This is a genomic window from Sphingomonas zeae, from assembly GCF_014197135.1.
Classification (GTDB): Bacteria; Pseudomonadota; Alphaproteobacteria; order Sphingomonadales; family Sphingomonadaceae; genus Sphingomonas; species Sphingomonas zeae.
On sequence record NZ_JACIFA010000003.1, the window covers coordinates 156859 to 182379 of the forward strand.

Here is a 25521-nt window from a genome sequence, read left to right on the forward strand (position 1 = left end):
AAATTGTGTTGATGCGGATCAATTGCCTGTCGGCGATTTCGCCTTCACCGGCGCAGGCGCGCTTACCGCCGACAGGGTCTGGCGCTGGCTTTCCGGGTCGATGCGGCGGGTACGGGTAAAGGGCGGCAGTTCGACGCGGCTTCCCGTTTTCATAGCTTTCACGATGCCCTCTATCACCCGCAGGTCGGATAGCCCTTCCTCGGCATCGGGCTCGGGATCGCGCTCATTGAGAATGCAGTCGGAGAAATAGCGCATCTCTCCGCCAAACTGGTCGGTATGCTTGAATTTCTCATGGCTCTGCTGATCGCCGATGGTAAGATTCTGTTCGATCCCCGACTGGAAGCCATAGGCCGGGCTCATGTGAATCGAACCCTTCATCCCCGCAACGATCAGGCTGTCGACATTGTTCATCGCATAGCTGACCGTGAAGCTTGCCAGCCTGTCACCCGGCATTCGCAGCACAACGGCAAAAGTATCATCCAGATCGCCCAGTCCCGCGCTCGGCTGGCGCGTGGCGACCGCGCTCTCCACCGCGACCGGCTCGGCGCCGAACAGATAGCGGATGGCGTTGATGGGGTAGGGGGCCATGTCGAACAGCGGCCCGGCTTCCAGCCCGTGCTTGGCGCGGTGATTGTCGGGGTCGAGCTTCTGCCCGAAGCATGAGGTGAAGGCGACCAACTCACCCAGCTCGCCACTGCGGATCTTTTCGATCGCATCGAGCGTGCCGGGCTCAAAATGCAGGCGATAGGCGGTCATCAGCTTGGCCTTGGAACGCCGTTCGGCGTCCTGGATAGCGCGCGCCTTTTCGCTCGATACCTCCAGCGGCTTTTCACACAGGACATGGATGCCCGCGTCAAGGGCGGGGATGGCGAACTCGGCATGGCGCCAATTGGGCGTGCCCAGATAGATCGCGTCACAGACTCCGGCGGTCAGCAGCTTGTCGAATTCATTATAGGAATAGACATGCTCGACGCCGTATTTCTCGGCCAGCAGCCTGCCCTTTTCCGCATCGCCGGTGACGATCGCGGTCAACTCGGAGTTGCCGGTGTGCTTGATGCCGGGCAGCATCGCCGATTGGGTGATGTCGCCTGCGCCCACGACCGCATAGCGAACCTTCTTCGTGCCGAAACCGAATGCCGATGCCAGGCTCATGGCCGTTCTCCCAAATGTCGTAACGCCAAATCTCGTAACGGCTGCTGCAACGCGCCAATCCTAGGAAGGTCCCACGGAGATTTAATGCTTCTGGTGAGTTTCCATGCGCCCTACCTGCATCAGCGGAGACGTGCCCTCGTGACCTTGCCCGATCAGCATCCCGATCCGCTTCGTGACGCCGACGGCTTTCTGGACCTCGAAAACTACGCCGCGCTGGGCGATGGTCGGAGCGTGGCATTGAGTGGCGCGGACGGTGCGATCGACTGGTGGTGCGTGCCCAACATGGATTCTGCGCCTCTATTCGACCGGCTGGTGGACGGCGAGCGCGGCGGCACCTTTGCGATCACGCCGGTTGAGCCCTTTACGGTCGAGCGGCGCTATCGTCCCGACAGCAACGTGCTGGAGACGATCTTCACCACGGGGAGCGGCCGGGCCAAGCTGGTCGAGTCGATCAACAGCGGCCCGGCCGGACGGCTGCCCTGGGCGGAACTGGCGCGGCGGGTGGAGGGTCTGGACGGCTTCGTCCGCTTTACCATCACCCTGCGCTTCAGTCGCCGCGCCGATACGGTCAGTCCGTATTTCGCACAGGCAGGGGGGCATAATGTTTTTCATGTCGACCGCGTGCTGGGGGTGTTTCGCCACTGCGACCATGTGACGATCGACGCGATGGAGGATGGCCTCGTGACCGGTACGGCGGCGGTCGGGCCGGGGGACCGCGCCCGGATCGCGATCATCGCGGGCGAGGACGAGCCGCTGGTGTGCCAGGACATCGAGCAGATCGACGACCGGATCGACCTGTCGGATTTCGAATGGCGGCAGTGGACGCAGGGGCTGAAAGTGCCCGAGATGCACCGCGATCGCATCCTGCGCAGCGCATTGGCTTTGAAGCTGCTGCTCTATTCACCCACCGGCGCGATCACGGCGGCGGCCACGACCTCGCTGCCCGAGGGGATCGGGGGTAAGAAGAATTACGACTATCGCTATGCCTGGGTCCGCGATGCGGGCTATACGATCAAGGCGTTCCTGCGCATCGGCGCGCATGGCGAGGCCAAGGCGGCCTTCACCTGGCTGCTCAAGCGGCTGGGCGAGGGCGATCCGCAGGTCTGCTATACGCTGGACGGCGGTCGCGTCCCGCCGGAGCGTGAGATCGCCGTCAGCGGCTATCGCAATACCAAGCCGGTCCGGACCGGCAACCTGGCGGGCGGCCAGCATCAGCACGGCATCTATGGCGATATTTTCGAAACCGCGAGCCGTTTCGTCGCCTGCGGAAACTTCCTCGACACCGCCAGCGCCGAGACTTTGTCGCATCTGGCCGATAGTTGCGCCGACCGGTGGCGGCTTCCCGATGCGGGCATATGGGAATTGCCGGAGGAACGTCATTACACCATGTCCAAGCTCAGTTGCTGGCAGGCGCTGGCCCGAGCGGTCGAACTCGCCGATCAGGGGCAGATTCCGACCACCTGCCGCGACCGCTGGGCGCGCGAGCGCGATCGGATCGAGGCATGGATCGGCGAGCATTGCTGGTCGGAGAAGCGCGGCGCCTATTTGATGCATCCCGACAGCGAAGCGCTGGACGCCAGCCTCGCGCTTGCGGTCCGGTTCCGCTTCAACGGACAGGACCGACTGGCGCGCACGCTCGACGCGCTCGACCGGGAACTGGCCGCCGGAGCCTTCCATTACCGCTATTCGGGTATGCATAAGGAGGAGGGCTGCTTTCTCGCTTGTACTTTCTGGATGATCGAGGCGCGGGCGATCCTTGGACAGCACGAGGCGGCGCAGCTGGCGTTCGAGGCCGCGACCGAGGCGCTCGATAGTCGCGGTGCCGGGCTCTATGCGGAGATGATCGATCCCCGGACAGGCCATTATCTGGGCAACATGCCACAGGGGCTGACCCACCTCGCCGTCATCCAGGCCGCCGCTACTCTGGCGGGCGAGGAATTGTGACGGTGGCGGGCAGGCCTTCCACTTTCTGACAGGCCCGGCAATCCAGCAGGGAGGGGTGAGGCGACGCGCCTGATCCTGGCGCACGACTGGACCAGCCATCCGCTATGCGGCCCGGGTATCACCCTTGACGTTGATGTACCGGAGGCCGCGTGTCACGCGCATGTCGACAGCAGCCAGTTCGACACCGCCATCGTGAATATGGCGGTCAACGCCCGCGAGGCGATGGCTGGACAGGGCGATTGACCACTCGGGTTTGCCGTGCCCCGGCGCCGTCGAAGTCCGGAGCCGACAAGTTCGACCTCGTCTTTTCCGACGTGATGATGCCGGGCCAGTCGGGGATCGACTTCGCCCATGACATCAGCGTCGTCTACCCCATCTGAGAATTTCGGTGACGAGCGGCTATAGCCAGGTCATCGCCGATGAGGGTAGCCATGGTTTCTCTCTGCTGCGTAAGCCATATACCTTGTCGGAACTTGCGCAGCAGATCGATCGGCTTTTCGGTACCTGATCCGTCTGGACGGTCAGTCGAGATCGTTCTCGCTGACGACAACCACCGCCTGTTCCATGTCGCGGCCGAGCGCGGACAGGGCCGCGTCCAGAATGTCGTCCGAGTAGCGATCGAACAGGTCGACCGCGTCGCCGTCCGGCACATCGCCGCTCAGCGCTTCCAGCAGGTCGTACTGAACCGCGAACTGATATTCCTCGCCGTCCAGTTCCCCGACGAATTCGACCTGCCGGTCCGAGACATTGTCCTCGACCGTACCACTTACGACCGTCAGCGTTTCTTCCGCCATGGCATTCCTTCCAAGAGTTGCTGCGTCGGGGACGCCGCAAACGACCAGGGGTTCCCTGGGATCGTGCCTATTTAACCCGGTGCCAGCGCTGCTCGCGGCAACCCAGGCGTCCCAGCAGACAACCCTCGCCGACCAGCGTGCGGGCGTCGACCTGGGTGATAGTACCCTGAACCTCGCGGCCGATATCGGGGACGTAGACGGTGCCCGACCAGCGGCCCGGCTCTTCCTCCTCGAAATCGCTGAACAACTGCGTACCGACCAGACGGGGCGAGCCGCCACGCGCCGCATCGGCCTTGGCCTGTTCGCTCGCCCAGATGACCGTGCCGCACATCAATTGCGCGTCACGCCCCCGGCCACATGGCGCGAAGCGAACCTGCACGGTGTTGGACGGGTTGGCCCATGTTCCCGCGGGAACCCGCGCCTCTGCCGCACCAGCGGTCAGTCCGGTGCCGATCAACGCCGCCGCAATACCCGCCGTGCGCATGAAACCCTTGCTCATCTGCCGTCCTATCCGATCAACATCGCTGTCGTTGATTGATGTAGGAAGCCGCGTTGACGAAAGCAAAACGGCCGACGGATTGCCCCGTCGGCCGCTTCGTTCAGACCAGATCCGCGCGGATTACGACGCGCGCTTGGCGAGTTCCTTGTTGATGCCGAGTGCCGCGAGCGTGCAGACCGCGCCCGACAGCAAATAGACGCCGACCGACAGCAGACCGAAATTGCTCGACAGAAGCAGCGCCGCCAGGGGGGCAAAGCCCGCGCCGATCAGCCAGGCGAGGTCCGACGTGATCGCCGCACCGGTATAGCGGCGCAGCGGCGAGAAGCCCGAGTTGATGATACCCGAGGACTGACCGAAACCGAGGCCCAACAGCAGGAAGCCGAGCACGATGTAGATCGTCTCGCCCGTGCCACCCTGATCGAGCAGCTGCGGCGCAAATCCGGCATAGGCAGCGATCGCGGCGGCCGAGGCGCCCAACAGCGTGCGACGGCCGACGCGATCGGCAATCTTGCCCGAAGCGAGGATCGCGAACACGCCGACGATGCTGCCGATGATTTCGATCATCATAAAGTCTTGCGGACGTTCACGGTTGAACAGAACGACCCAGGACAGCGGGAACACCGTCACGATATGGAACATCGCGAAGCTGGCAAGCGGGGCGAAGGCGCCGAGCAGCACCGTGCGACCCTCGTTGCTCAGCGTCTCGCCGACCGGTGCTGGCTGAAGCTCCCGGGTCTCGAACAGACGCTGAAATTCCGGCGTCGCGACGATGCGAAGACGGGCAAATAGCGCCACGACGTTGATCGCGAACGCCACGAAGAACGGGTAACGCCAGCCCCAATCGAGGAAATCGGCGGTGCTCAGCGTCGTCAGGAAGAAGGCGAACAGGCCGTTGGCGACCAGCAGGCCCAGCGGCGCACCGAGCTGCGGAATCATCGCATACCAGCCGCGACGGCGCTCCGGCGCGTTCAGCGACAGCAATGACGGCAGCCCGTCCCAGGCCCCGCCCAGCGCCAGGCCCTGCATGATCCGGAAGATGCCGAGCAGCACGGCGGCCGAATGCCCGATCTGCGCATAGCCCGGCAGGAAGGCGATCGCCATGGTCGATCCGCCCAGCAGGAACAGCGCGATGGTCAGCTTGACGCCGCGCCCGAGATGGCGGTCGACCGCCATGAAGATGAAGGTGCCGATCGGCCGTGCAATGAACGCCAGCGAGAACAGCGCGAACGAATAGAGCGTGCCGGTCAGCGCATCGACATAGGGGAAGATTAACGACGGGAACACCAGCACGGAGGCAATGGCGTAGACGAAGAAGTCGAAGAACTCCGAGGTGCGCCCGATGATGACGCCGATGGCGATATCGCCCGGCGCGACATGGTGCGGATCGCGGGCATTGACCAGGCGCGCGTCCCGCTCAAGGGGCGTCGAGGTCGATGCGGTTAACTCTGCGCTCATCGGCTGCCAGTCCTGACTTCTTGCTATTCCCATTCGGCGTTCCGAGCGCGGTGCAAAAGGACCGCGCAAGCCCGCCATTCTGCTGCGCCTATGCGCCTTTCGTCGGCCTGCGGGGATTGGACAAACTGTCCAATGTGCGCACGTGCAGCAAAGGCGTAGCGGCGCACACCATATGCCTCACTCGTCGAGCCTTGCGCGCCTGCGCCCTCTTCGCTGGGCCGCCTTGCCCCTCCTGGCCATGCTGGGGGGATGCGACGCGGTCGTGCTCAACCCTGCCGGTGACGTTGCCGTGCAGCAACGCGATCTGGTGCTAATCGCGACGGCCCTGATGCTGCTCATCATCATTCCGGTGATGGCGCTGACGGTGCTGTTCGCGTGGCGCTATCGCAAGAGCAACACGAATGCCGAATATGATCCGGAGTTCGACCATTCCACGATGCTGGAGCTGGTGATCTGGTCGGCCCCGTTGCTCATCATCATCTGCCTGGGCGCGGTGACGTGGACCAGCACCCATCTGCTCGACCCGTATCGCCCGATCGAGCGTACCGCGCCGGGTCAGCCGGTCGCGGCGGGCGTCAAGCCGCTTGAGGTTCAGGTCGTCGCGCTCGACTGGAAATGGCTGTTCATCTATCCCGAACAGGGGATCGCCACGGTCAACGAGCTGGCGCTGCCGGTCGATCGTCCGGTCGAGTTCCGCTTGACCGGTACCTCGGTGATGAACGCCTTCTACATCCCGGCCATGGCGGGCATGATCTACACGATGCCCGGCATGGAGACGAAGCTGCACGCGGTCCTGAACCGCGAGGGCACGTTCAAGGGGCTGTCGTCGCATTACAGCGGCGCGGGCTTCTCGGGCATGCACTTCCCCGTCTTTGCGCTCCAGCAGAACGGCTTCGACCAGTGGGTCGAGAAGGTCCGGACGTCACAGGCCGGGCAGGGCAAGGGGCGGGGTCAGCTGACCCGCGCCGCCTTCCTGACGGTCGAGAAGCCGAGCGAGTATGTCCCCGCGATGTACTATAACGGCGTCCAGGGTGGCCTGTTCGATCGCGTCGTCAACCGCTGCGTTGCGGAGAACACGCCCTGCATGTCCGACGTGATGATGCACGACCGGAGGACCGGTGGCGGCGACCCGCACAAAATGAAGGTCGGCGAGGGCAATCCGCCCGTCAACAACACCGGCCCGATGCACGGGGAACGGACCAAGGGCGCGCTTGAGAAGTCGCCGGAGGAATTCCAGACGTCGCCGCACCAGAGCAAGGAACCTCTGCCGTCGAACGGTGCGCAGGAGCCCGGCGACATCAAGAACCGTCGCATGTCCTTCCTTTCCATCCCGCAGACCCCCGGCCCGCAGACCCTTGGTCATGCCGGTGCGGGTCGCGGCTGAGGCACGCCATCATGGACAACATCATAAAGACCATCTTCGGACGACTATCGATCGAGTCGCTACCGATCCACGAGCCGATCGTCGTCGGCACCTTCCTGGGTGTCGCGGTTGGCGGCATCGCGGTGCTGGCGCTCATCACCAAGTTCAAGCTGTGGGGCTATCTCTGGAAGGAGTGGTTCACGACGGTCGATCACAAGCGCATCGGGATCATGTACATGATCCTGGGCATCGTGATGCTGCTGCGCGGCTTTGCCGACGCGCTGATGATGCGCGGGCAGCAGGCGATCGCGTTCGGTGACAATCAGGGCTTCCTGAATTCGCATCACTACGACCAGGTCTTCACCGCCCACGGCGTCATCATGATCTTCTTCGTGGCGATGCCGATCATCACCGGCCTGATGAACTATGTCGTCCCGCTCCAGATCGGCGCGCGCGACGTGTCCTTCCCGTATCTCAATAATTTGAGCTTCTGGATGACCGCGGGCGGCGTGGTGCTGGTGATGGCGTCGCTGTTCATCGGCGAATTCGCCCGCACCGGCTGGCTGGCCTTCCCGCCGCTGTCGGAGCTCGACTTCAGTCCCGATGTCGGGGTCGACTATTATATTTGGGCATTGCAGGTGGCGGGTGTCGGTACGACCCTGTCGGGCATCAACCTGATCGCGACCATCATCAAGATGCGCGCGCCGGGCATGACCATGATGAAGCTCCCGGTGTTCTGCTGGACCTCGCTGTGCGCGAACGTCCTGATCGTCGCCAGCTTCCCTGTGCTGACCGCCACGCTCGTGCTGCTGTCGCTCGATCGCTATGTCGGCACAAACTTCTTCACGAACAATCTCGGCGGCAACCCGATGATGTACGTGAACCTGATCTGGATCTGGGGTCACCCGGAGGTGTACATCCTGATCCTGCCGCTGTTCGGCGTGTTCTCCGAAGTCACCTCGACCTTCTCGGGCAAGCGGCTGTTCGGCTATACCTCGATGGTCTACGCCACGATCGTCATCACGATCCTGTCGTACCTGGTGTGGCTGCACCACTTCTTCACCATGGGTTCGGGTGCCAGCGTCAACTCGTTCTTCGGTATCACCACCATGGTGATCTCGATCCCGACGGGGGCGAAGATCTTCAACTGGCTGTTCACCATGTACAAGGGGCGCATCCGGTTCGAGCTGCCGATGATGTGGACCATCGCGTTCATGCTGACCTTCACCATCGGTGGCATGACCGGCGTCCTGCTGGCCGTTCCGCCCGCCGACTTCGTGCTGCACAACTCGCTGTTCCTGATCGCGCACTTCCACAACGTGATCATCGGCGGCGTGCTGTTCGGTGCCTTCGCCGCGATCAACTATTGGTGGCCCAAGGCCTTCGGGTTCAAGCTCAACCAGTTCTGGGGCAAGGTGTCGTTCTGGCTGTGGGTCGTCGGCTTCTGGGTCGCCTTCACGCCGCTGTACGTGATGGGCCTGATGGGCGTGACGCGTCGCCTCCATCACTTTGACGATCCGTCGCTCCAGATTTGGTTCGTCATCGCCGCGTTCGGTGCGCTGATGATCGCCGGCGGCATTGGCGCCTTCCTGGTCCAGATCGGCGTGTCGATCTGGAAGAAGGAAGAGCTGCGCGACGTGACGGGCGATCCCTGGAACGGCCGCACGCTGGAATGGGCGACGTCGTCGCCGCCGCCGGATTACAACTTCGCGTTTACGCCCGTCATCCATGAACTGGATGCCTGGTACGACATGAAGGACAAGAAGGCGCAGGCGCCGACCGAGGGGTATCGCGCCATCCACATGCCCAAGAATACGGGCACCGGCGTCATCATCGCCGGTCTGTCGACCGCCTTCGGCTTCGGCATGATCTGGTACATGTGGTGGCTGGCCGCCATCGCGCTGATCGGTGTCGTCGTCGTCGCCATCTGGCACACGTTCAACTATGACCGCGATTTCTACATTCCCGTGGAAGAAGTCGTGGCAACGGAAAGCGAGCGGCGTCGCCTGCTCGGTCAGGGGGCCTGATCCATGTCGACCGACGTTCTGAGCGCCGATCCGGCCAAGAACCCGACCTATTATCTGGTCGAGGACGAGGATCATCATCACGAATCCGGTGGCTCGACCGCCATCGGCTTCTGGATGTACCTGATGAGCGACTGTCTCATCTTCGCCATCCTGTTCGCCACCTATGGCGTGCTGGGCACCAGCTATGCGGGCGGCCCGACCCCTCGGGAGATTTTCGAGCTTCCGCTGGTCGCGCTCAACACCTCGATGCTGCTGCTGTCGTCGATCACCTATGGCTTTGCCATGATCGCGATGGAGAAGAACCAGAAGTCGAGCACGTTGATCTGGCTGGGTATCACCGGGCTGTTCGGTCTCGCCTTCCTGTCGATCGAACTCTACGAATTCGCCAACCTCATCCATGAGGGCGCGGGACCGCAGCGTTCGGCCTTCCTGTCGTCCTTCTTCACGCTCGTCGGCACGCACGGGCTGCACGTCACCTTCGGCTCAATCTGGCTGGTCACGCTGATGGTGCAGGTCGGTCGCTTCGGCCTGATCGAAGCGAACAAGCGCCGCCTGATGTGCCTGTCGATGTTCTGGCACTTCCTGGACGTCGTCTGGATCGGCGTCTTCACCTTTGTCTATCTGCTCGGAGTTCTCCGGTGAGCGCGCATCATCCCCACGGTCATGGCGACCACGCCAATCTGGACCATGATCTCCATTCGCATGGCGATACCCATGGGCATGGTTCGCTCAAGGGCTACATGATCGGCTTCGTGCTGTCGGTGATCCTGACGGCCATTCCGTTCTGGGCGGTCATGACCGGCGCGCTGGGCGATACCCAGACGACCGCGCTGGTCATCATGGGCCTGGCCTTTGTCCAGATCGTCGTCCACATGATCTACTTCCTCCACATGAACACCAAGTCGGAGGGTGGCTGGACGATGATGGCTTTGGTCTTTACCGCGGTGCTGGTTCTCATCACGCTGAGCGGATCGATCTGGGTCATGTATCACATGAACACCAACATGATGCCGGACATGGCCGCCCAGATGGGCGGCGGCATGTAATGGCCGATGTCGGCGTGAGCGGCGGGCGGCCCGGCCGTTCGCCACTGACGCTGGCAATCCTGACCGCGATCGGCGTGGCGCTGATCGCGGTCTTCCTTTCGCTCGGTGTCTGGCAGTTGCAGCGCCGTGTCTGGAAGTTGCACCTGATCGCGACGGTGGAAGCGCGGCTCAAGGCGCCGCCCATCTCGGCACCCTCGGTAGCCAGCGCCGCTGACGCCTATACCCGCGTGACGGCGGAGGGGCGTTTTCGCAACGACCGCGAAACCTATGTACAGGCCGTGACCGAACGCGGGCCGGGCTTCTGGGTGCTGACGCCACTGATCACCACCCGCTTCACGGTGCTCGTCAATCGTGGTTTCGTGCCCGCCGAGAAGCGCGCGGATCATAATCGACCTGCCGGTCCCGTTCGCGTTACCGGACTGATCCGGGTGACGGAGCCGGGCGGCGCCTTCCTCCGATCGAACGATCCCGTCGCCGACCGCTGGTATTCGCGCGATGTCGCCGCGATCGCCGGGGTCAAGCGGCTCGGGCCGGTCGCGCCCTATTTCATCGATGCCGATGCCACGCCCAATCCCGGTGGCTATCCAGTCGGCGGATTGACCGTCGTGGCGTTCCGTAACAGCCATCTGTCTTATGCGCTCACCTGGTTCGCGCTCGCGATCCTGACGCTGATGGGTATGGTCATCCTCTGGCGGCGAGGCCGGGAGTGACGCCGGGCGATCCGCCCTTTCTGCCCTTCACCATGCGCCCGCGAGAATCTGGCGCGGCTGCGGGCACCGCCAATATGCGCCAGCTCATCCATCTGCGCTGGCTGGCGGTAGCGGGGCAGTTGGTGACGATCCTGTTCGTCAACCGGGTCATGGGGGTGGAATTGCCAGTCCCTGCGATGTTGGGCGTGCTGGCGATGGCGGCCGCGCTTAATCTGCTCAGCCATTTCCGGCTGCGTTTCCACCGGATCACCAATACCGAATTGCTGTTCGCGCTGATGTTCGATGTCGGCACGCTGACGCTCCAGCTGTTTCTGGCGGGCGGGGCGACCAATCCGTTCATCTCGCTGTATCTGATCCAGGTCGTGCTGGGCGCGGTCCTGCTGGAAACTTGGTCGGCCTGGGCGCTGGCGGGGATTACCGGGCTATGTTTTGGATTGCTGTCGCTCCACCATCGGCCGCTTGCCTTTCCGCCATGGCTGTTCGGAGACATTGCCGGGCTGCATACTCTGGGCAACTGGCTGGGCTTCGCGTTGGTCGCGGGGCTGCTCATCCTGTTCGTCACCCGGATTAGCCGCAATATGCGTCAGAGCGCGGCGCGGCTGGCGGACCTGCGCCAGCAAGCGTCGGAGGAGGAGCATATCGTTCGCATGGGCCTGCTTGCGTCCGGCGCTGCGCATGAACTGGGCACGCCCCTCGCCAGCCTGTCGGTGATCCTGAGCGACTGGCGTCGCGTTCCAAAGCTGCGTGATGATGCCGAACTGATGGGTGAGATCGCCGAGATGCAGGCGGAGGTTCAACGCTGCAAGGCGATTGTTACCCGCATCCTGCAGTCGGCGGGCGAGCCGCGCGGAGAGGCCGCGGAGCTATCCGAGGTGGGCCGTTTCATCGACGCCATCGTCGAGGAATGGCAAGGCAGCCATGGTCAGGTCCGGCTCGATTATCAGCGCACCGATGACGATGCCGCGATCGTATCGGACCCCGCGATCAAGCAGGCGGTATGGAATGTGCTGGACAACGCGGCCGAAGCGTCGCCACATTGGGTGGGCCTTACGGTCACGCGCGAAGGTGGCGCGGTGGCAGTGCGCGTAACCGATCGCGGCCCGGGCTTTACCTCGACGACCTTGTCGCAGGTCGGGCGCCCACAACGGTCGACCAAGGGCGAGGGCCACGGAGTCGGCCTGTTTCTGGTGTCCAGTGTGGTGCGCAAGCTCGGCGGCCGGGTCGAGGCGGCGAATCGGGCGGAGGGTGGCGCAGTCGTCACGCTTACCCTACCCTTGAGCATGATCGGCGTATCGGATCGGGAGTAAAGATGGACGACGAACGCTCATTGGTCATCGTCGAGGACGACGAGACCTTCGCGCGCACCCTGCAGCGCTCGTTCGAGCGGCGCGGTTATCGCGTATGGGTGGCGGGCAATCCCGATACGCTGCGCGAGGTGCTGGCCGAAATCTCGCCGCGCTATGCAGTGGTCGATCTAAAACTGGGTCAGGCGTCCGGTCTGGCCTGCGTCCAGACGCTGCACGCGCATGACCCGGCAATGCTGATCGTCGTCCTGACCGGCTTTGCCAGCATCGCGACGGCGGTGGAGGCGATCAAGCTTGGCGCGTGCCATTACCTCGCCAAGCCGTCCAATACCGACGACATCGAAGCCGCCTTTCACAAGGCGGGCGGCGATACCACGACGGCGATCACCGACCGGCCGAGTTCGATCAAGACGCTGGAATGGGAGCGGATCAACGAGACGCTGGCGGAGACCAACTTCAACATCTCGGAAACCGCAAGGCGGCTCGGGATGCATCGCAGGACGCTCGCGCGGAAGCTGGAGAAGCGCCACGTTCCCTGACGCGGCGCTTGCTCCCGATCAGCGGCGCTTTTCGGCCGCGATCCAGTCGGCGATCTTCTTTTCCAGCACCGGCATGGGCAACGCGCCGGTGTCGAGTACCTCAGCATGGAAGCGGCGGGGATCGAACTTCGCCCCCAGATCCGCCTTGGCCTGCGCCTTGAGGCGGCTGATCGTCAGCTGCCCGATCTTGTACGCCAGCGCCTGGCCGGGAATGGCGATGTAGCGTTCGACCTCGGCGGTCGCATCGGTGCGCGCCATGGGCGAGTTGGCGAGCATATAGTCGATCGCCTGATCGCGGGTCCATCCCTTGGCATGGATGCCGGTATCAACGACGAGGCGCATTGCACGCAGCATTTCGTCGTTCAGGCCGCCCATGCGCTGATAGGGATCGGTTTCCATGCCCAATTCGGGCCAAAGCGTCTCGGCATAGAGCGCCCAGCCTTCTGCATAGGCGGTATTGCCACCGAACCGCATGAAGGCGGGGAGGGCGGTGTTCTCCTGCGCCAAGCTGATCTGGAAATGATGCCCCGGCACCGCTTCGTGCAGATAGAGCGTCTCCATCTCCCACATGTAGCGCGAGGGAAGGTCATAGGTGTTGTAGTAGAAGACGCCCGGCCGCGTCCCGTCCGGCGTACCGCCCTGATAGGAGCCACCGGCATCGGTCTTCTCCTTGAAGGCCGGAACGGGGCGGATTTCCAGCGCCGTCTTGGGGATCAGCGAGAATTGTTCGCGGATGCGCGCATCAACGCGGCGGCCGATCGCCTCATAGCCTTCGCGAAGCTGCGCCGCGCTCTTTGGGGCGAAACGCGGGTCAGTGCGCAGGAAGGTGAAGAATTCGGGCAGACTGCCCTTGAAGCCGACCGCCTGTTTCTGAACCTCCATCGCCTTCAAGATTCGGGCGACCTCGGACAGGCCCAGCTGGTGCACATCCTCGGCCTTGAGGGGCAGGGTGGTGTTCTGCTCGATCAGATAGGCGTAGAGCTTGTCGCCGCCCGGCATCCCCGACAGGCCGACCGTGTCGCGCGCCACCGGCAGGTAGGTGTCAGCCAGGAAAGTCCGCATCCGCTTTTCGGCGGGCACGATGACGTCGCGGATCTGCGCAGCATAAGCGGCCCTGAGGCGCGCCTGCTCGCCCGCCGGGATGGCGGCCGGGAAATTCTGGACGGGGCCGTAGAAGGTCGACTTCTCGACCGGCGCGGCCAACAGATTGTCGAACTGCGCAATCATGTTGCGGACGACCAGCTTGGGCTGGACGATGCCACTCGCCATGCCTTGGCGGAAGCGGAGGATCGCTTCGTCGAGCAGATGGGCATATTCGACGTTGCGCTTCAGATTGTTTTCGTAATCTGCCAACGTGTTGAATGGTGCGGCGCCCTGGCCCGAGGCGAATTCGGGGTAGAAGGTCTGGATACCATAGAAGTGGTCCATCGGCCGCACGATCGTCAGCGCCACAATGGCGGGATCGAAGCCCTTGAGCGCCGTCTCGGTCTGCTGCCTGAACACGTCATAGGCGACCTGGTTGGTCGGGGTCAGCTTGGCGCGCTCGATCTGGCCCAGTTGCTTCAAGTCGTTTTCGGCCGCTGCCCGCTCGGCCGCGATATAGGCGTCGGAGAAGAAGTCGCCGATGCGGTCAGCCCGGCGCATATCGCCGCGGAAAATGCCATTGATCGGATTGCGCGCAAGGCTCGCTTCGTCGCTGTCATGAAAAAGCTTCTTGAGCCGGGCATCTTCCTTGCCCTCGCCAGGTTGGGGTGCCGCGATGGGGGTCGCCTGGGCCGATGCGATGGCAGGCGCGCTCAAAGCGAGGGCGGCGAGAACGATGGCGAGTGAGGAGGAGCGCAAGCGGATATCCCGGTGAGAGCGATGAGGCGATCTTGGTAGAAAGCCCGTGTTCCACCCGCAACCCATTGCCGCGCTACGCCGATAAAAGAAGCGCCCCGCGACCGGCATCCGATCGCGGGGCACCTCATGCCCAGTAGAATGGGACCGTCTTCAGATCGAGGTCTTGTTCGTCGCGGCCTTGGCAGCGGCCGAACCGGCGTTGCTCGCGGCCTTTACGACATCGTCGAACAGCGACTTTGCGCGATCCTTGGCGGCATCCTTGGTCAGTCCCGCATCTTCCAGCTCACGAAGGCCGGTCTCGCGCGCGGCCTGGGTCGCTTGGCGGATCGTCTCGCCCAGCTTCTTGCCCAGCGGAGTCAGCAACTCCTTCTCGCGGGCCGAACGGGGGATCAGCGCTCCGGCGATCACGCCGACCACAAGACCGCCGACCAGGATTCCGAGCGGATTGGTTTCAATGGTCCGGGCAGTCTTGTGGGCCAATTCGCCCGCCTTATCCTTGGACGTATGAAGCGCGGAAGCTGCCTTGTCCTTGGCGTCATGATAGGCCTGAGACGCGGTTTCGCGTGTGTGATCGATCTTCTCGCGGAGGCCTTCAGTCTGCTGATCCTGGTGGGTTTCGGTGGTCATTGCGAACATCCTTCTGGACAGTGCCGCGAGGGAGATTGCCCCCGCGAACCAAATCAGCGTTTGCGCTTGAACAGGCGGGCGATCCGCCGACGATTGAGAAGCAGGCCGAGCACGGCGACGCCGCCCGCGACCGCGCCGGGGTTGCTCTTGGCGGATTCCAACCCGCATTTGGCGGCCGTCACGCCCGCCTCACGCGCCTGGGCCGCCAGTGCCTGCGGCTCCAGCTTGGCCTGGATACGCGACGCGGTGTTGTTCAGCCGCTCGCGAGCCTCAGCCGCCCGAATTTCAGCCTCTACGACGGTCATGCACCACCCCCCGACAGACGGGACTTGCCCATCATCGCCAAGATTCCTGCGACGATGACGACGACACCGACGACGATCAGCGTCGCGGCAAACGGGCCGGTCGACGGAGCAAGGGCGAAGATCAGACCGACAAGCAGCGCGATCAATGCCGCCAAGCCCAATATTGCCGCGATGCCGAAAAACACGGCCGCGCTACGATAGCGACCGATTTTGTCGCTAGCACGGGCTTTTGCCAGGTCGATTTCGGCAGTGATGAACGAACGCCCATCATCGACAAGCTGCGACACCAGCGAGGTCAGCGTCTCCGGCTCGGTCGTTGCCGCCGTCCGCAGGGGTTCGACGACGCGCGTCACGCGGAGGCGTCGGCCGACTGGCGGGTTTCGATACCCGACTGGATGACACGGGCCAGGGCAAAACCGACGGCCGCCGCGACGCCGATCGCCACCGCCGGGCTCTTCGTGACGAACGCGCGAGCGTCGTCGAGCAGTTCCTCGACGTCCTTGTCCTTGATCGCCCCCGACAGCGACGTGACGGTATCGGCGGCCGAGCGGGCATATTGGCCATATTGGCTGCCCAGCTTCTCATCGACCTGGCCAGCCGCGTCGTTCAACAACTGCGCGACCTGATCGAGCGCCGACCCGGCCTTTGCCTTGCCGTCGCCAGCCAGCGCCTGAATTTTGTCGACCGCCTGCTGCTGGAACTTGGTGGCGCCGTCCTTCACTTGCTGCTTGGCATCGGCCAGCCCGGCCTTGGGCCTGGAGTCGTCCGTGTCCAAACCGGTAGAGGCGCCAATCGCGGCATTGGGCGCGGCCACTTCGGGAGCGACCGCGGTATTGGCGCCAAAGCCGGGCGTGACGGTATCTGCGGCGGGAAACGTGCTGTCGGTGTCAGCCATCGAAGAACCCTTTCGTTTCGGCCCGGACGAACGGGCGGTTTGTCTCTTAACCCCGGCACCGGAAGCACGGTTCCATGCTTTTACCGCAATTGCCCTTCGCACAGTCACGCGATATGCCCGCGCCGAGACCTTCAAGGCTGATGTAGGAGCATCGTTACGTGACCGCAATCATCGACATCCACGCGCGTCAAATCCTGGACAGCCGCGGCAACCCCACGGTGGAAGTGGACGTGCTGCTCGAAGACGGCAGCTTTGGCCGCGCCGCCGTGCCATCGGGCGCGTCCACCGGCGCGCATGAGGCGGTCGAAAAGCGGGACGGCGACAAGACTCGCTGGATGGGCAAGGGCGTCGAAGCGGCGGTCGAGGCGGTCAATGACGAGATCACCGACGCGATCCTGGGCATGGACGCCGAGGATCAGGCCGATCTCGACCGCACCATGATTGAACTGGACGGCACCGAGAACAAGGGCCGGCTGGGCGCGAACGCGATCCTGGGCGTCAGCCTGGCGGCGGCGAAGGCTGCGGCCGAAGCACGCGGCCTGCCGCTCTATAAGTATGTCGGTGGCGTCTCTGCGCATCTGCTGCCGGTGCCGATGATGAACATCATCAATGGCGGCGAACACGCTGACAATCCGATCGATTTCCAGGAATTCATGATCATGCCGGTCGGCGCGGCGAACATCATGGAGGCGGTCCGCTGCGGCTCGGAAATCTTCCACACGCTGAAAAAGGCGCTGCACGAAAAGGGTCTGGCGACCGGCGTCGGCGACGAGGGCGGCTTTGCGCCGAACATCGCCTCGACCACCGAAGCACTCGACTTCATCATGGCCTCGGTCGAGAAGGCGGGATACAAGCCGGGCGACGATGTGATGATCGCGCTCGACTGCGCCGCGACCGAGTTCTTCAAGGACGGCAAGTACAATATCTCGGGCGAGGGCAAGATCCTGTCGAGTCATGAGATGGCCGAATATCTGGCCAACCTGACCCGCCAGTACCCGATCCTGTCGATCGAGGACGGCATGGCGGAGGACGATTGGGAAGGCTGGAAGGCGCTGACCGATATGATCGGCGACAAGGTCCAGCTGGTCGGCGACGATCTGTTCGTGACCAACCCGAAGCGCCTGAAGCAGGGCATCGATGGCGGTTATGCCAATTCGCTGCTGGTGAAGGTCAACCAGATCGGCACGCTGACCGAGACGCTGGAGGCCGTGTCGCTGGCGCAGCGTTCGCGCTACACCGCCGTCATGTCGCACCGTTCGGGCGAAACCGAGGACGCGACGATCGCCGACCTGGCGGTCGCCACCAACTGCGGCCAGATCAAGACGGGTTCGCTGGCTCGGTCGGACCGGCTCGCCAAGTACAACCAGCTGATCCGCATCGAGGAAGAGCTGGGTGACTCGGCGCGCTATGCCGGTCGCGATATTTTGATCCGCGCTTGAAATCGAAAGGCGTCGGTAACATTATGGCCGCTGTGACCAAGAAACCGTCGCCTTTCATCCGGACAATGCGGCGGGCCGCGCTGCCCGCCCTTGGCCTGACGATCGTTGCGTTCTTCGGCGCCTACGCGGTGCTGGGGCGCAACGGCCTACTCGCTTATGGCGAATATCAGCGTCAGTTGGTGAAGCGCGAGCATGATTATGCCGCGCTCGACAAACGGCGGACGGTGTTGAAGAACCGGGTTGCGCTGCTCGATCCCGATCATGCCAACCCGGACATGGTGGATGAGATGGTCCGCAAGGAACTGAACGTCGCCCATCCGGACGAGGTCATCGTTCCCCTGAAGTAAAAAGGGCAGCCCTGCGGGACTGCCCTTTTCGTATTACCGACCCAGAAAGGTGAGGAGGTCGCTGGTCAGGCGATCGCCATGCGTGACGTTCAGGCCATGCGGCGCACCGTCATATTCCACCAACTGCGAATGGGCGATCCCCGCAGCGGCCGCACGGCCCGCCGGGTCGATCGGCACGGTCTGGTCGCCCGTGCCATGGACGATCAGCGTCGGCACACGGAAGGCGGGCAAGTCGGGCCGGAAATCGGTCTGGCTGAATGCCTCGGCGCAGGCCAGCGTTGGCTTCAACCCCGCCTGCATCGCCACGCTGGTCGCCCAGTCGAGTACGTCATCGCTGACCGGGCTGGTCAGATAACCCACGCCAAAAAACTGCTTGAAGAAGGTGTGGCGAAGAAAATTGGCCCGGTCATCTCGCAAATTCTGCCCGATCTGGTCGAACACGGACTGATCAGTGCCTTGCGGATTGTCATCCGTTTTGGGCATGTACGGCACGACGGAGGCGATCAAACCGGCCGCGATCACGCCCTTGCCGTCATGGCGGCTCATATACCGGGCCACTTCGCCGCCGCCCATCGAAAAGCCGATGATCGCTGCGTCCTCGGCGCCGGTCGCTTCGAGCACGTCGGCCAGATCGTCCGACAAGGTATCATAGTCGTAGCCCGACCAAGGCTGGCCCGAACGGCCGAAGCCGCGCCGGTCATAGGCGATGGCGCGGAAACCCGCCTCCGCCAACGCCATCATCTGCGGATCCCACATGTCGGCAGACAGCGGCCAACCATGAAGCAATACGACGGGGCGGCCCTCGCCCCAGTCCTTGACATAGATGTCGGTGCCGTCGCGGGTCTTCACATAAGGCATCGTCTGCTCCTGAACATTTCGGTCGGTTCTGCGCGGGTTGAACGGGTCGATGCGATAGCCGTTCCGTATGCCCGGCGGTTGCGGAGCGCGTTGCAGACGCCTTCCCCCTCTCGGCATGGGGCCAATCCAGGCCGCAATAAAACGGCGACCGAGCATTGCCAGAGCCACGTGATGAAGTCACATTCCCGTCATTCGCGAATGAGACGGAGCATGACGGAATGCGGGGATGGCGTGGACTGCTGGCGGGCACGATGCTGGCCGGACAGCTTGTGGCAGGGGCTGCCATGGCCCAGATGAGCCCGATGACCGAAAACGATCCCTATATCTGGCTGGAGGACAAGGACGGAGCGAAGCCGCTTGCCTGGGTCGAGGCGGAGAATGCCAAGACCCTGCCTCGTCTTCAGAACGATCCGCGCTACCAGACCTTCTATGCCGAAGCGCTCGCCATCGCGTCGGCCAAGGACCGCATTCCGATGCCCGGCCAGCTTTACGGCCGGATCGTCAATTTCTGGCGCGATGCCGACCATCCGCAGGGCCTTTGGCGCTGGACGACCGAGGCCGACTATGCCTCCGCCAACCCGAAATGGACGACGCTGCTCGACCTTGATGCGCTCAGCAAGGCGGAGGGGAAGAAATGGGTCTGGAAGGGCTTGAGCTGTCTCAGCCCCGAGGATCGACTGTGCCTGATCGCCTTGTCGGAGGGTGGCGAAGACGCGATCGAGTATCGCGAGTTCGACCTGGAAACGGGACAATTCGTGCCGAACGGATTCCGCCTCTCCACCTCGAAACAGGGTGCAGCGTGGCTCGACAAGGATACGCTGCTGGTCAGCCGTGACTGGGGGCAGGGGACGCTCACCCAGTCCAGCTATCCCTTTGTCGTCAAGATGGTGAAACGCGGCCAACCGCTCGACCGGGCGACCGAGATTTTCCGCGGCGCACCGACCGACGAACTGGGAACCTATGCCAGCGTCCTGACCGATGCGAAGGGCAACCGCGCCGTCGTTATCGAACGGCGGCAGACCTTCTTCGGCGGCAGCAAGCTATTTTGGACACCGACCAGCGGCGCCACGCCCATCACGATGCCCGCCCGCGCCTTTCCCAGCGGAATGGTCGACGGCCGGGTGATCTTTCAGACCAGCGATGCCTGGGGTCAGCATCCCGCAGGCTCGGTCGTATGGGCGCCGCTGTCCGAACTGGAAGCGGGGCAAATCACGCCACGCGCGCTGTTCACACCGACCGATCGTCAAGCCGTAGAGGGCGTTTCGACCACCAAGGATCGGGTTGTCGTCACCTATATCGACAACGTCCGGGGCCGAGCGCGCGTCTTCGCCCCGACCGGCAATGGCTGGTCCGCGACGGCGGTGCCGGTGCCCGACAACATGACGGTCGATGTGGCCAGCACCAGTGACCGTTCCGACACCGTCTATCTGTCGACGTCGGGCTTCACGACCCCGACCGTCCTGTCGCGCTTCGACGCCAGCCGTCCGGGTACGCCGCAGGTGCTGAAGACACTGCCCGCCCGTTTCGACGCGGCCGGCACCACGGTGCATCAATATGAGGCGACCTCAACCGACGGGACCAAGATTCCCTACTTCGTCGTGCTGCCAAAGGGCGCCAAACTCGATGGGACGACACCGACCCTGATGACCGCTTACGGCGGGTTCGAGATCGCTCGGCTCCCCTATTATCTGGGTTCGACCGGCAAGATCTGGACCGAGCGGGGCGGAGCGTTCGTGCTCGCCAATATCCGGGGCGGCGGCGAGTTCGGGCCGAAATGGCATGACGCGGGCCGCAAGACCAAGCGCCAGATCATCTATGACGACTTCGCATCGGTCGCGAAGGACCTGTTCGCGCGCAAGATCACCAGTTCGCAGAAGCTGGGCATCTATGGCGGTTCGAACGGCGGCCTGTTGATGGGCGTCGAACTGACCCAGCATCCCGAGTTGTGGAAGGCCGTTACGATCCAGGTGCCGCTGCTCGACATGGTCCGATACCAGAAGATCGCGGCGGGCAATTCCTGGAAAGACGAATATGGCTCGATCGACGTGCCCGAGGAGGCCGCGTTCCTGCGCAAGATTTCGCCCTATGCCAATGTCCGTAAGGGCGTCGATTATCCGGAAGCCTATATCTGGACGACTACCAAGGACGATCGTGTCGGCCCCCAACACGCGCGCAAGTTCGCCGCCCGCCTGTCGGAATATGGCATACCCTATCTTTTTTACGAGGATACGGCAGGCGGCCATTCGGGTGATGCCGACATCGCGCAAGGTGCGCGGCTAAGCGCTCAGCAGATGGTTTATTTCGCCCAAAAGCTGATGGATGCGCCCAAACCATAGCCGAAGGGGCCGGGCGTGACGCGCGCCCGGCTTTTTCCTTGACCCATGGGGCAATAAGGCTCTTGCTGCGTTGCCACAGGATCGGCAAATGCAGGGGATGACCGACATGACGACGACCGAGCGCCGTCCGGCTGAACCGGCGGCAGGCGCTCCCGCCATCATCTTCGAAGCGATCGTCAAGATGCAGGCGGTGTCTGCTATGTACAATCGCGGCGAAGTAGTGCTGGCGCCCCATGTGATATTCACGCGCCATGACGAATTGTACGTCGATGCCACCACCATCGAGCGGGACGGCAAGCCACCGCGCGAGGAGAAGATGGGCACGTTCAAGCTTGCTGGCCTCGGCGCGCTGCGCCTGACCCCCCGACGGTTCTCGGCCAGTGCGCTGTTTGAGCGCGACGCCGAGAAATACCAGGGCGCCGCCTTGATGATGGTCGAGCCGGCTTGATCTTCGAATAGTGAGGCACCGCGCCTCGATCGAAACGCGGTGCCCGTAACGGTCTTTAACGGCAGCGAAGCTGGTTCTGCTCGATCGAACGACCGGCCAGCGCGCCCCCAGCGGCGCCGAGCAGCGTCGCGATGGTGCTGCTGCGCCCACCGACCAGATTGCCGAGGATACCGCCCGCCGCGCCACCGATGATCAGACCGGTCGTGCCGTCCGGGCGGCGACAGTAATAGCGGCCATCGGTACCCGCATAGACCCGGTCCTGCGGTTGCAGCACCCGCTCGCGATATTGTGAACCGTCGCGATAGTCGCCGACCGGATCATAATAGGGCTCGGCATTGCGGTCATAGCCGTCGGCGGGAACCGGCGGGGCGACCCTATATCCCCCAGGTCCGGGTTCTGGGGGCGGCGGGGCAGGGCGATAGCCGCCATCGGCATAGTCGCCACGGTCGCGCTCGGACTGGTACAGGTCCACTTCCTGACGATAGATCTGATATTCCCGGTCGAAGCGCGCCTGTGCCGCCCGGAAACGCGCATCCTGAGCAGCGGTCTGCGCCGTCGCCGGAATAGCCGTTATCGTAACGGCAGTGGCGACCGCCAAGATGGTCAGACGACGAAAGCCCATCGTTCCTATCCCTTCCATGCCCCGACAATCGGGGGAGGTGACCGATACGGACGCGAATCGATATGGTTCCTGAATGACCATCAATTCACCCCTTGGTGACGAAGCTGTCCATCACCCGCTTGCGTCCGGCTTGCTCGAAATCGATCTCCAGCTTGTTGCCTTCGATCGCCGCGATCTCACCATAGCCGAACTTTTGGTGGAATACGCGCTCGCCGACAAGCAGGTCGCCGCGCCCCTTCTGCCCGAGCCCGACCGAAGGCGAGCGCGACTCGACGATCCGCGCTGGGCGACCAGAGGTGGCGTTCTGCCCCGTTGCCGCGCGTTGCCAGCCCGGACCCCGCCCGTTGCCGCGCGCGACATCCGAGAAGGGATCGGCATGTTCGGACCAGTTGGCGCGCCAAAGGCTTTCGCCGCCGGTCATGCTGGTCTCGCTGTCGATATGCTCGGGCGGCAGCTCGCCGACGAATCGGCTTGGCAGGCTCGACGTCCACTGGCCGTAGATGCGGCGATTGGCAGCGTGGAGGATGATGGCCTTTCGCCGTGCGCGGGTGATCGCGACATAGGCGAGCCGCCGCTCTTCCTCGAGGCTGCGCGTGCCTCCCTCATCGATCGCGCGCTGGGATGGGAACAGCCCTTCTTCCCAACCCGCCAGAAAGACCGTGTCGAACTCCAGCCCCTTGGCGGCATGGATCGTCATGATCGTGACTTCGGGCTCACGCCGGTCCCCGTCGCGGTCCATCACCAGCGACACATGCTCCAGGAAGGCGCCGAGCGACTCGTAATCCTCCATCGCCCGGACCAATTCGGACAGGTTCTCCAGCCGCCCGGCCGCCTCCGCCGACTTCTCGTTCTGATACATGGCGGTATAGCCGCTTTCGTCCAGCATCTGCCGTGCCAGTTCGGGATGGGCCAGATCCCGCGCCATGTCTCGCCACCGGGCGATGTCGCCGATCAGATTGCCCAGACTGCGCCGTGCCTGCGGGGTCAACTCATCGGTATCGAGGATCCGCGCCGAGGCGATGGTCAGCGGCAGCCCCTCGGCTCGTGCGAGCTGATGGATCTTGGCCAACGCCTTGTCGCCTAAGCCACGCTTGGGCACGTTGACGATCCGCTCGAAAGCCAGATCATCCGACGGCTGATTGACCACCCGCAAATAGGCCAGCGCATCGCGGATTTCGGCGCGCTCATAAAAGCGGAAGCCGCCGACGATCCGATAGGGCAGGCCGATCGCGATGAAGCGGTCTTCGAACTCGCGCGTCTGATGCTGGGCGCGGACCAGAATGGCGACGTCGCCATAGGAGGTGCCGGAGCGCTTTGCTGCCTCGATTTCCTCCCCGACACGCCGCGCCTCTTCGGGGCCGTCCCATACGCCCAGCACCCGAACCTTTTCGCCCACGTCGAGTTCGGTCCACAGCGTCTTGCCCAGTCGCCCGCCATTGTTCGCGATGACACCCGAAGCTGCGCCCAGGATGTGGGGGGTCGACCGGTAATTTTGCTCCAGCCGGATCACCTTCGCGCCGGGAAAGTCCCGTTCGAACCGCAGGATGTTTTCGACCTGCGCGCCGCGCCACGAATAGATGGACTGGTCGTCATCGCCGACGCAGGCGATGTTCTTGCGGGCCTGCGCCAGGAGCCGCAGCCAGAGATACTGAACGCTGTTGGTGTCCTGATACTCGTCCACCATGATGTAGCGGAAACGCTGCTGATAATGCTCCAGCACGTCACGATGCGTCTTGAGGACGGTCAGCATGTGAAGGAGCAAATCGCCGAAATCGCAGGCATTCACGCTGCGTAGCCGTTCCTGATATTGGCGATAGAGTTCGGCGCCCTGGCCGTTGGCGTAACGCTCGGCCTCGCCCGCATCGATGTCTGCGGGCACCAGCCCCTTGTTTTTCCACTCGTCGATCAGGCCGCCTAGCGCGCGTGCCGGGAACCGCTTCTCGTCGATGTCCGCCGCGACGATCAATTGCTTGAGCAGCCGCAACTGGTCGTCGGTGTCGAGGATGGTGAAGTTCGACTGCAGCCCGACCAGTTCGGCATGACGGCGCAGCATCTTGGCACCGATCGCGTGGAAGGTACCCAGCCAGGGCATCCCTTCCACGGCATCGCCGACCAGCCGCCCCACGCGCTCGCGCATTTCGCGTGCGGCCTTATTGGTGAAGGTGACGGACAGGATCTCCGAAGGCCAAGCCTTTCGGGTATAGAGCAGATGCCCCAGCCGCGCGGTCAGCGCCGCTGTCTTGCCTGTCCCCGCACCCGCCAAGACCAGGACCGGGCCATCGGTCGTCAACACCGCTTCGCGCTGCGCCGGGTTCAGCGAACGCAGATAGGGATAGTCGGCCAGCGAAGCGGCGGGATCATGGGGAGCGACGGTCATCGCGAACAGTTAGGGAACGTTTGCAATTGGGGCAACCACTCGAGATCATGGCCCGGCATTGTTTCACTGCGGGACTCGTCATCCGGCCGTCTTTTGCCCGACGCGAAAGCGACATGTCGGATGCCTAGAGGCTCTGGCGTGCCGGCGAGCGGCAGGGCGGTTCGACAACGTCCATGCCGCCGTGACGGGCATGACCCGATGCAGGAGCTACACCGATGAAGATGTTCACGGCGGCCGCCATGGCGGCTTCTCTTTTCGTGTCCGTCGCGGCGCAGACCGAAATGCGCGAGCCTGTGACCGTTACCGTCCGTCACGCCGACCTCGATCTCCACCGCGCGGATCATCGGGCGCAATTGCATGCCCGTATTCGTCGCGCCACGATGATGGCGTGCGGCCCGGTGACGGTCGATCTGCGCCGAAATCTCGACGTTTCGCGCTGCCGTCGGGAAATGATGGCGGACGCCACGACAAAGGTCGCCGCGCTATCGACGGCGCCGGTCGCGCTCGCCAGCAAGAATTGAGATCTGGACGGCTCGCGGCCGGGCGGCGGGTGAGCCGCCCGGCCGCACTTCAAGGCAGGGCCGTCGTCATC

General features: G+C 63.6%; 26 protein-coding genes. 14 read left to right on the forward strand and 12 right to left on the reverse strand.

From position 1 onward, the window contains the following. Positions 1-18 precede the first annotated feature (18 nt). Positions 19-1152, reverse strand: a complete 1134-nt coding sequence (locus GGR45_RS06055) for a Gfo/Idh/MocA family protein (protein WP_175312219.1) — start codon at positions 1150-1152, stop codon at positions 19-21. 138 nt (positions 1153-1290) lie between these two features. Here GGR45_RS06055 and GGR45_RS06060 point away from each other — a divergent pair, with 138 nt between their 5' ends. Further along, positions 1291-3096 (forward strand): glycoside hydrolase family 15 protein, encoded by a 1806-nt coding sequence (locus GGR45_RS06060; RefSeq protein WP_285138800.1) that lies wholly within the window; start codon positions 1291-1293, stop codon positions 3094-3096. 239 nt (positions 3097-3335) lie between these two features. After that, the gene (locus GGR45_RS06065) at positions 3336-3476 is read left to right on the forward strand and encodes a hypothetical protein (RefSeq protein ID WP_175312217.1); all 141 of its coding nucleotides are present in this window, start codon (positions 3336-3338) and stop codon (positions 3474-3476) included. Between the two features lie 141 nt (positions 3477-3617). On the opposite strand, the gene GGR45_RS06070 is transcribed toward GGR45_RS06065, so the two are convergent. The 3 genes from GGR45_RS06070 to GGR45_RS06080 form a co-directional block, all read right to left on the reverse strand. Beyond that, the gene (locus tag GGR45_RS06070) at positions 3618-3890 is read right to left on the reverse strand and encodes a DUF1488 family protein (RefSeq protein ID WP_175312216.1); all 273 of its coding nucleotides are present in this window, start codon (positions 3888-3890) and stop codon (positions 3618-3620) included. A gap of 67 nt (positions 3891-3957) precedes the next feature. Beyond that, the gene (locus GGR45_RS06075) at positions 3958-4389 is read right to left on the reverse strand and encodes a DUF2147 domain-containing protein (RefSeq protein ID WP_246358080.1); all 432 of its coding nucleotides are present in this window, start codon (positions 4387-4389) and stop codon (positions 3958-3960) included. A gap of 120 nt (positions 4390-4509) precedes the next feature. Further along, positions 4510-5844: an MFS transporter gene (locus GGR45_RS06080; RefSeq protein WP_175312215.1), complete on the reverse strand. Its 1335-nt coding sequence runs from the start codon at positions 5842-5844 to the stop codon at positions 4510-4512. A gap of 238 nt (positions 5845-6082) precedes the next feature. Here GGR45_RS06080 and cyoA point away from each other — a divergent pair, with 238 nt between their 5' ends. The 7 genes from cyoA to GGR45_RS06115 are packed head-to-tail and all read left to right on the forward strand — an operon-like array spanning position 6083 to position 12833. Next, a complete protein-coding gene (cyoA, locus tag GGR45_RS06085; RefSeq protein WP_246358098.1) occupies positions 6083-7228 on the forward strand; it encodes a ubiquinol oxidase subunit II in 1146 nt (381 codons plus the stop codon). 11 nt (positions 7229-7239) lie between these two features. Then, positions 7240-9234 carry a cytochrome o ubiquinol oxidase subunit I gene (cyoB, locus tag GGR45_RS06090; protein WP_217498018.1) on the forward strand — a complete coding sequence of 665 codons (1995 nt, stop codon included), beginning with the start codon at positions 7240-7242 and terminating at the stop codon, positions 9232-9234. A 3-nt stretch (positions 9235-9237) separates the two neighbouring features. Next, a complete protein-coding gene (gene cyoC, locus GGR45_RS06095; RefSeq protein ID WP_175312213.1) occupies positions 9238-9876 on the forward strand; it encodes a cytochrome o ubiquinol oxidase subunit III in 639 nt (212 codons plus the stop codon). Then, positions 9873-10280 (forward strand): cytochrome o ubiquinol oxidase subunit IV, encoded by a 408-nt coding sequence (gene cyoD, locus GGR45_RS06100; protein WP_175312212.1) that lies wholly within the window; start codon positions 9873-9875, stop codon positions 10278-10280. The genes cyoC and cyoD overlap by 4 nt, the downstream gene beginning before the upstream one ends. Further along, entirely contained in the window at positions 10280-10990 is a 711-nt protein-coding gene (locus tag GGR45_RS06105; protein ID WP_175312211.1) for an SURF1 family protein, read from the forward strand. The genes cyoD and GGR45_RS06105 overlap by 1 nt, the downstream gene beginning before the upstream one ends. 32 nt (positions 10991-11022) lie before the next feature. Further along, positions 11023-12297: an ATP-binding protein gene (locus tag GGR45_RS06110; RefSeq protein ID WP_175312342.1), complete on the forward strand. Its 1275-nt coding sequence runs from the start codon at positions 11023-11025 to the stop codon at positions 12295-12297. A 2-nt stretch (positions 12298-12299) separates the two neighbouring features. Next, positions 12300-12833: a response regulator transcription factor gene (locus GGR45_RS06115; protein ID WP_175312210.1), complete on the forward strand. Its 534-nt coding sequence runs from the start codon at positions 12300-12302 to the stop codon at positions 12831-12833. Between the two features lie 18 nt (positions 12834-12851). Here GGR45_RS06115 and GGR45_RS06120 read toward each other — a convergent pair whose 3' ends face one another. From GGR45_RS06120 to GGR45_RS06140, 5 genes are all read right to left on the reverse strand, one after another. After that, on the reverse strand, positions 12852-14741 hold the full coding sequence (locus GGR45_RS06120; protein WP_175312341.1) for a DUF885 domain-containing protein: 1890 nt from the start codon (positions 14739-14741) through the stop codon (positions 12852-12854). 84 nt (positions 14742-14825) lie between these two features. Further along, positions 14826-15302, reverse strand: coding sequence for a hypothetical protein (locus GGR45_RS06125; protein ID WP_246358082.1), 477 nt, complete (start codon positions 15300-15302; stop codon positions 14826-14828). 53 nt (positions 15303-15355) lie between these two features. After that, the gene (locus tag GGR45_RS06130) at positions 15356-15607 is read right to left on the reverse strand and encodes a phosphatase (RefSeq protein ID WP_175312208.1); all 252 of its coding nucleotides are present in this window, start codon (positions 15605-15607) and stop codon (positions 15356-15358) included. Next, entirely contained in the window at positions 15604-15960 is a 357-nt protein-coding gene (locus GGR45_RS06135) for a phage holin family protein (protein ID WP_285138799.1), read from the reverse strand. The genes GGR45_RS06130 and GGR45_RS06135 overlap by 4 nt, the downstream gene beginning before the upstream one ends. Next, positions 15957-16502 (reverse strand): hypothetical protein, encoded by a 546-nt coding sequence (locus GGR45_RS06140; protein ID WP_175312207.1) that lies wholly within the window; start codon positions 16500-16502, stop codon positions 15957-15959. Before GGR45_RS06140 ends, GGR45_RS06135 begins: the two co-directional genes overlap by 4 nt. A 158-nt stretch (positions 16503-16660) precedes the next feature. Between GGR45_RS06140 and eno the strand changes: the two genes are divergently transcribed. Together eno and GGR45_RS06150 are read left to right on the forward strand one after the other, a co-directional pair. Then, positions 16661-17941, forward strand: a complete 1281-nt coding sequence (gene eno / locus GGR45_RS06145) for a phosphopyruvate hydratase (protein WP_175312206.1) — start codon at positions 16661-16663, stop codon at positions 17939-17941. A gap of 65 nt (positions 17942-18006) precedes the next feature. After that, a complete protein-coding gene (locus tag GGR45_RS06150; RefSeq protein WP_089413591.1) occupies positions 18007-18288 on the forward strand; it encodes an FtsB family cell division protein in 282 nt (93 codons plus the stop codon). A gap of 33 nt (positions 18289-18321) precedes the next feature. Here GGR45_RS06150 and GGR45_RS06155 read toward each other — a convergent pair whose 3' ends face one another. Continuing rightward, positions 18322-19146 (reverse strand): alpha/beta fold hydrolase, encoded by an 825-nt coding sequence (locus tag GGR45_RS06155; RefSeq protein ID WP_175312205.1) that lies wholly within the window; start codon positions 19144-19146, stop codon positions 18322-18324. 218 nt (positions 19147-19364) lie between these two features. Between GGR45_RS06155 and GGR45_RS06160 the strand changes: the two genes are divergently transcribed. Further along, positions 19365-21482, forward strand: a complete 2118-nt coding sequence (locus GGR45_RS06160) for a prolyl oligopeptidase family serine peptidase (protein ID WP_175312204.1) — start codon at positions 19365-19367, stop codon at positions 21480-21482. Between the two features lie 106 nt (positions 21483-21588). Continuing rightward, positions 21589-21930, forward strand: a complete 342-nt coding sequence (locus GGR45_RS06165; RefSeq protein WP_175312203.1) for a hypothetical protein — start codon at positions 21589-21591, stop codon at positions 21928-21930. A 55-nt stretch (positions 21931-21985) separates the two neighbouring features. Here the strand turns inward: GGR45_RS06165 and GGR45_RS06170 are convergent, their stop codons facing one another. Together GGR45_RS06170 and GGR45_RS06175 are read right to left on the reverse strand one after the other, a co-directional pair. Then, on the reverse strand, positions 21986-22552 hold the full coding sequence (locus GGR45_RS06170) for a glycine zipper 2TM domain-containing protein (protein WP_175312202.1): 567 nt from the start codon (positions 22550-22552) through the stop codon (positions 21986-21988). An 85-nt stretch (positions 22553-22637) separates the two neighbouring features. Further along, positions 22638-24929, reverse strand: coding sequence for an ATP-dependent helicase (locus tag GGR45_RS06175; protein WP_175312201.1), 2292 nt, complete (start codon positions 24927-24929; stop codon positions 22638-22640). Positions 24930-25144: 215 nt separating this feature from the next. Between GGR45_RS06175 and GGR45_RS06180 the strand changes: the two genes are divergently transcribed. Continuing rightward, entirely contained in the window at positions 25145-25450 is a 306-nt protein-coding gene (locus GGR45_RS06180) for a UrcA family protein (RefSeq protein ID WP_175312200.1), read from the forward strand. The last annotated feature ends 71 nt before the right edge of the window (positions 25451-25521 follow it).

Excerpts from the sequence above, each read along its gene's own strand:
- GGR45_RS06140 (WP_175312207.1), bottom strand. The coding sequence starts at position 16,502 with ATGGCTGACACCGACAGCACGTTTCCCGCCGCAGATACCGTCACGCCC.
- GGR45_RS06175 (WP_175312201.1), bottom strand. The coding sequence starts at position 24,929 with ATGACCGTCGCTCCCCATGATCCCGCCGCTTCGCTGGCCGACTATCCC.
- GGR45_RS06165 (WP_175312203.1), top strand. The coding sequence starts at position 21,589 with ATGACGACGACCGAGCGCCGTCCGGCTGAACCGGCGGCAGGCGCTCCC.
- cyoC (WP_175312213.1), top strand. The coding sequence starts at position 9,238 with ATGTCGACCGACGTTCTGAGCGCCGATCCGGCCAAGAACCCGACCTAT.
- GGR45_RS06150 (WP_089413591.1), top strand. The coding sequence starts at position 18,007 with ATGCGGCGGGCCGCGCTGCCCGCCCTTGGCCTGACGATCGTTGCGTTC.
- GGR45_RS06160 (WP_175312204.1), top strand. The coding sequence starts at position 19,365 with ATGCGGGGATGGCGTGGACTGCTGGCGGGCACGATGCTGGCCGGACAG.
- GGR45_RS06115 (WP_175312210.1), top strand. The coding sequence starts at position 12,300 with ATGGACGACGAACGCTCATTGGTCATCGTCGAGGACGACGAGACCTTC.
- cyoA (WP_246358098.1), top strand. The coding sequence starts at position 6,083 with ATGCTGGGGGGATGCGACGCGGTCGTGCTCAACCCTGCCGGTGACGTT.
- GGR45_RS06125 (WP_246358082.1), bottom strand. The coding sequence starts at position 15,302 with ATGACCACCGAAACCCACCAGGATCAGCAGACTGAAGGCCTCCGCGAG.
- GGR45_RS06170 (WP_175312202.1), bottom strand. The coding sequence starts at position 22,552 with ATGGGCTTTCGTCGTCTGACCATCTTGGCGGTCGCCACTGCCGTTACG.
- GGR45_RS06105 (WP_175312211.1), top strand. The coding sequence starts at position 10,280 with ATGGCCGATGTCGGCGTGAGCGGCGGGCGGCCCGGCCGTTCGCCACTG.
- GGR45_RS06180 (WP_175312200.1), top strand. The coding sequence starts at position 25,145 with ATGAAGATGTTCACGGCGGCCGCCATGGCGGCTTCTCTTTTCGTGTCC.
- GGR45_RS06055 (WP_175312219.1), bottom strand. The coding sequence starts at position 1,152 with ATGAGCCTGGCATCGGCATTCGGTTTCGGCACGAAGAAGGTTCGCTAT.
- GGR45_RS06070 (WP_175312216.1), bottom strand. The coding sequence starts at position 3,890 with ATGGCGGAAGAAACGCTGACGGTCGTAAGTGGTACGGTCGAGGACAAT.
- cyoB (WP_217498018.1), top strand. The coding sequence starts at position 7,240 with ATGGACAACATCATAAAGACCATCTTCGGACGACTATCGATCGAGTCG.
- GGR45_RS06075 (WP_246358080.1), bottom strand. The coding sequence starts at position 4,389 with ATGAGCAAGGGTTTCATGCGCACGGCGGGTATTGCGGCGGCGTTGATC.
- GGR45_RS06080 (WP_175312215.1), bottom strand. The coding sequence starts at position 5,844 with ATGAGCGCAGAGTTAACCGCATCGACCTCGACGCCCCTTGAGCGGGAC.
- GGR45_RS06155 (WP_175312205.1), bottom strand. The coding sequence starts at position 19,146 with ATGCCTTATGTGAAGACCCGCGACGGCACCGACATCTATGTCAAGGAC.
- GGR45_RS06110 (WP_175312342.1), top strand. The coding sequence starts at position 11,023 with ATGCGCCCGCGAGAATCTGGCGCGGCTGCGGGCACCGCCAATATGCGC.
- GGR45_RS06130 (WP_175312208.1), bottom strand. The coding sequence starts at position 15,607 with ATGACCGTCGTAGAGGCTGAAATTCGGGCGGCTGAGGCTCGCGAGCGG.
- GGR45_RS06120 (WP_175312341.1), bottom strand. The coding sequence starts at position 14,741 with ATGGGTTGCGGGTGGAACACGGGCTTTCTACCAAGATCGCCTCATCGC.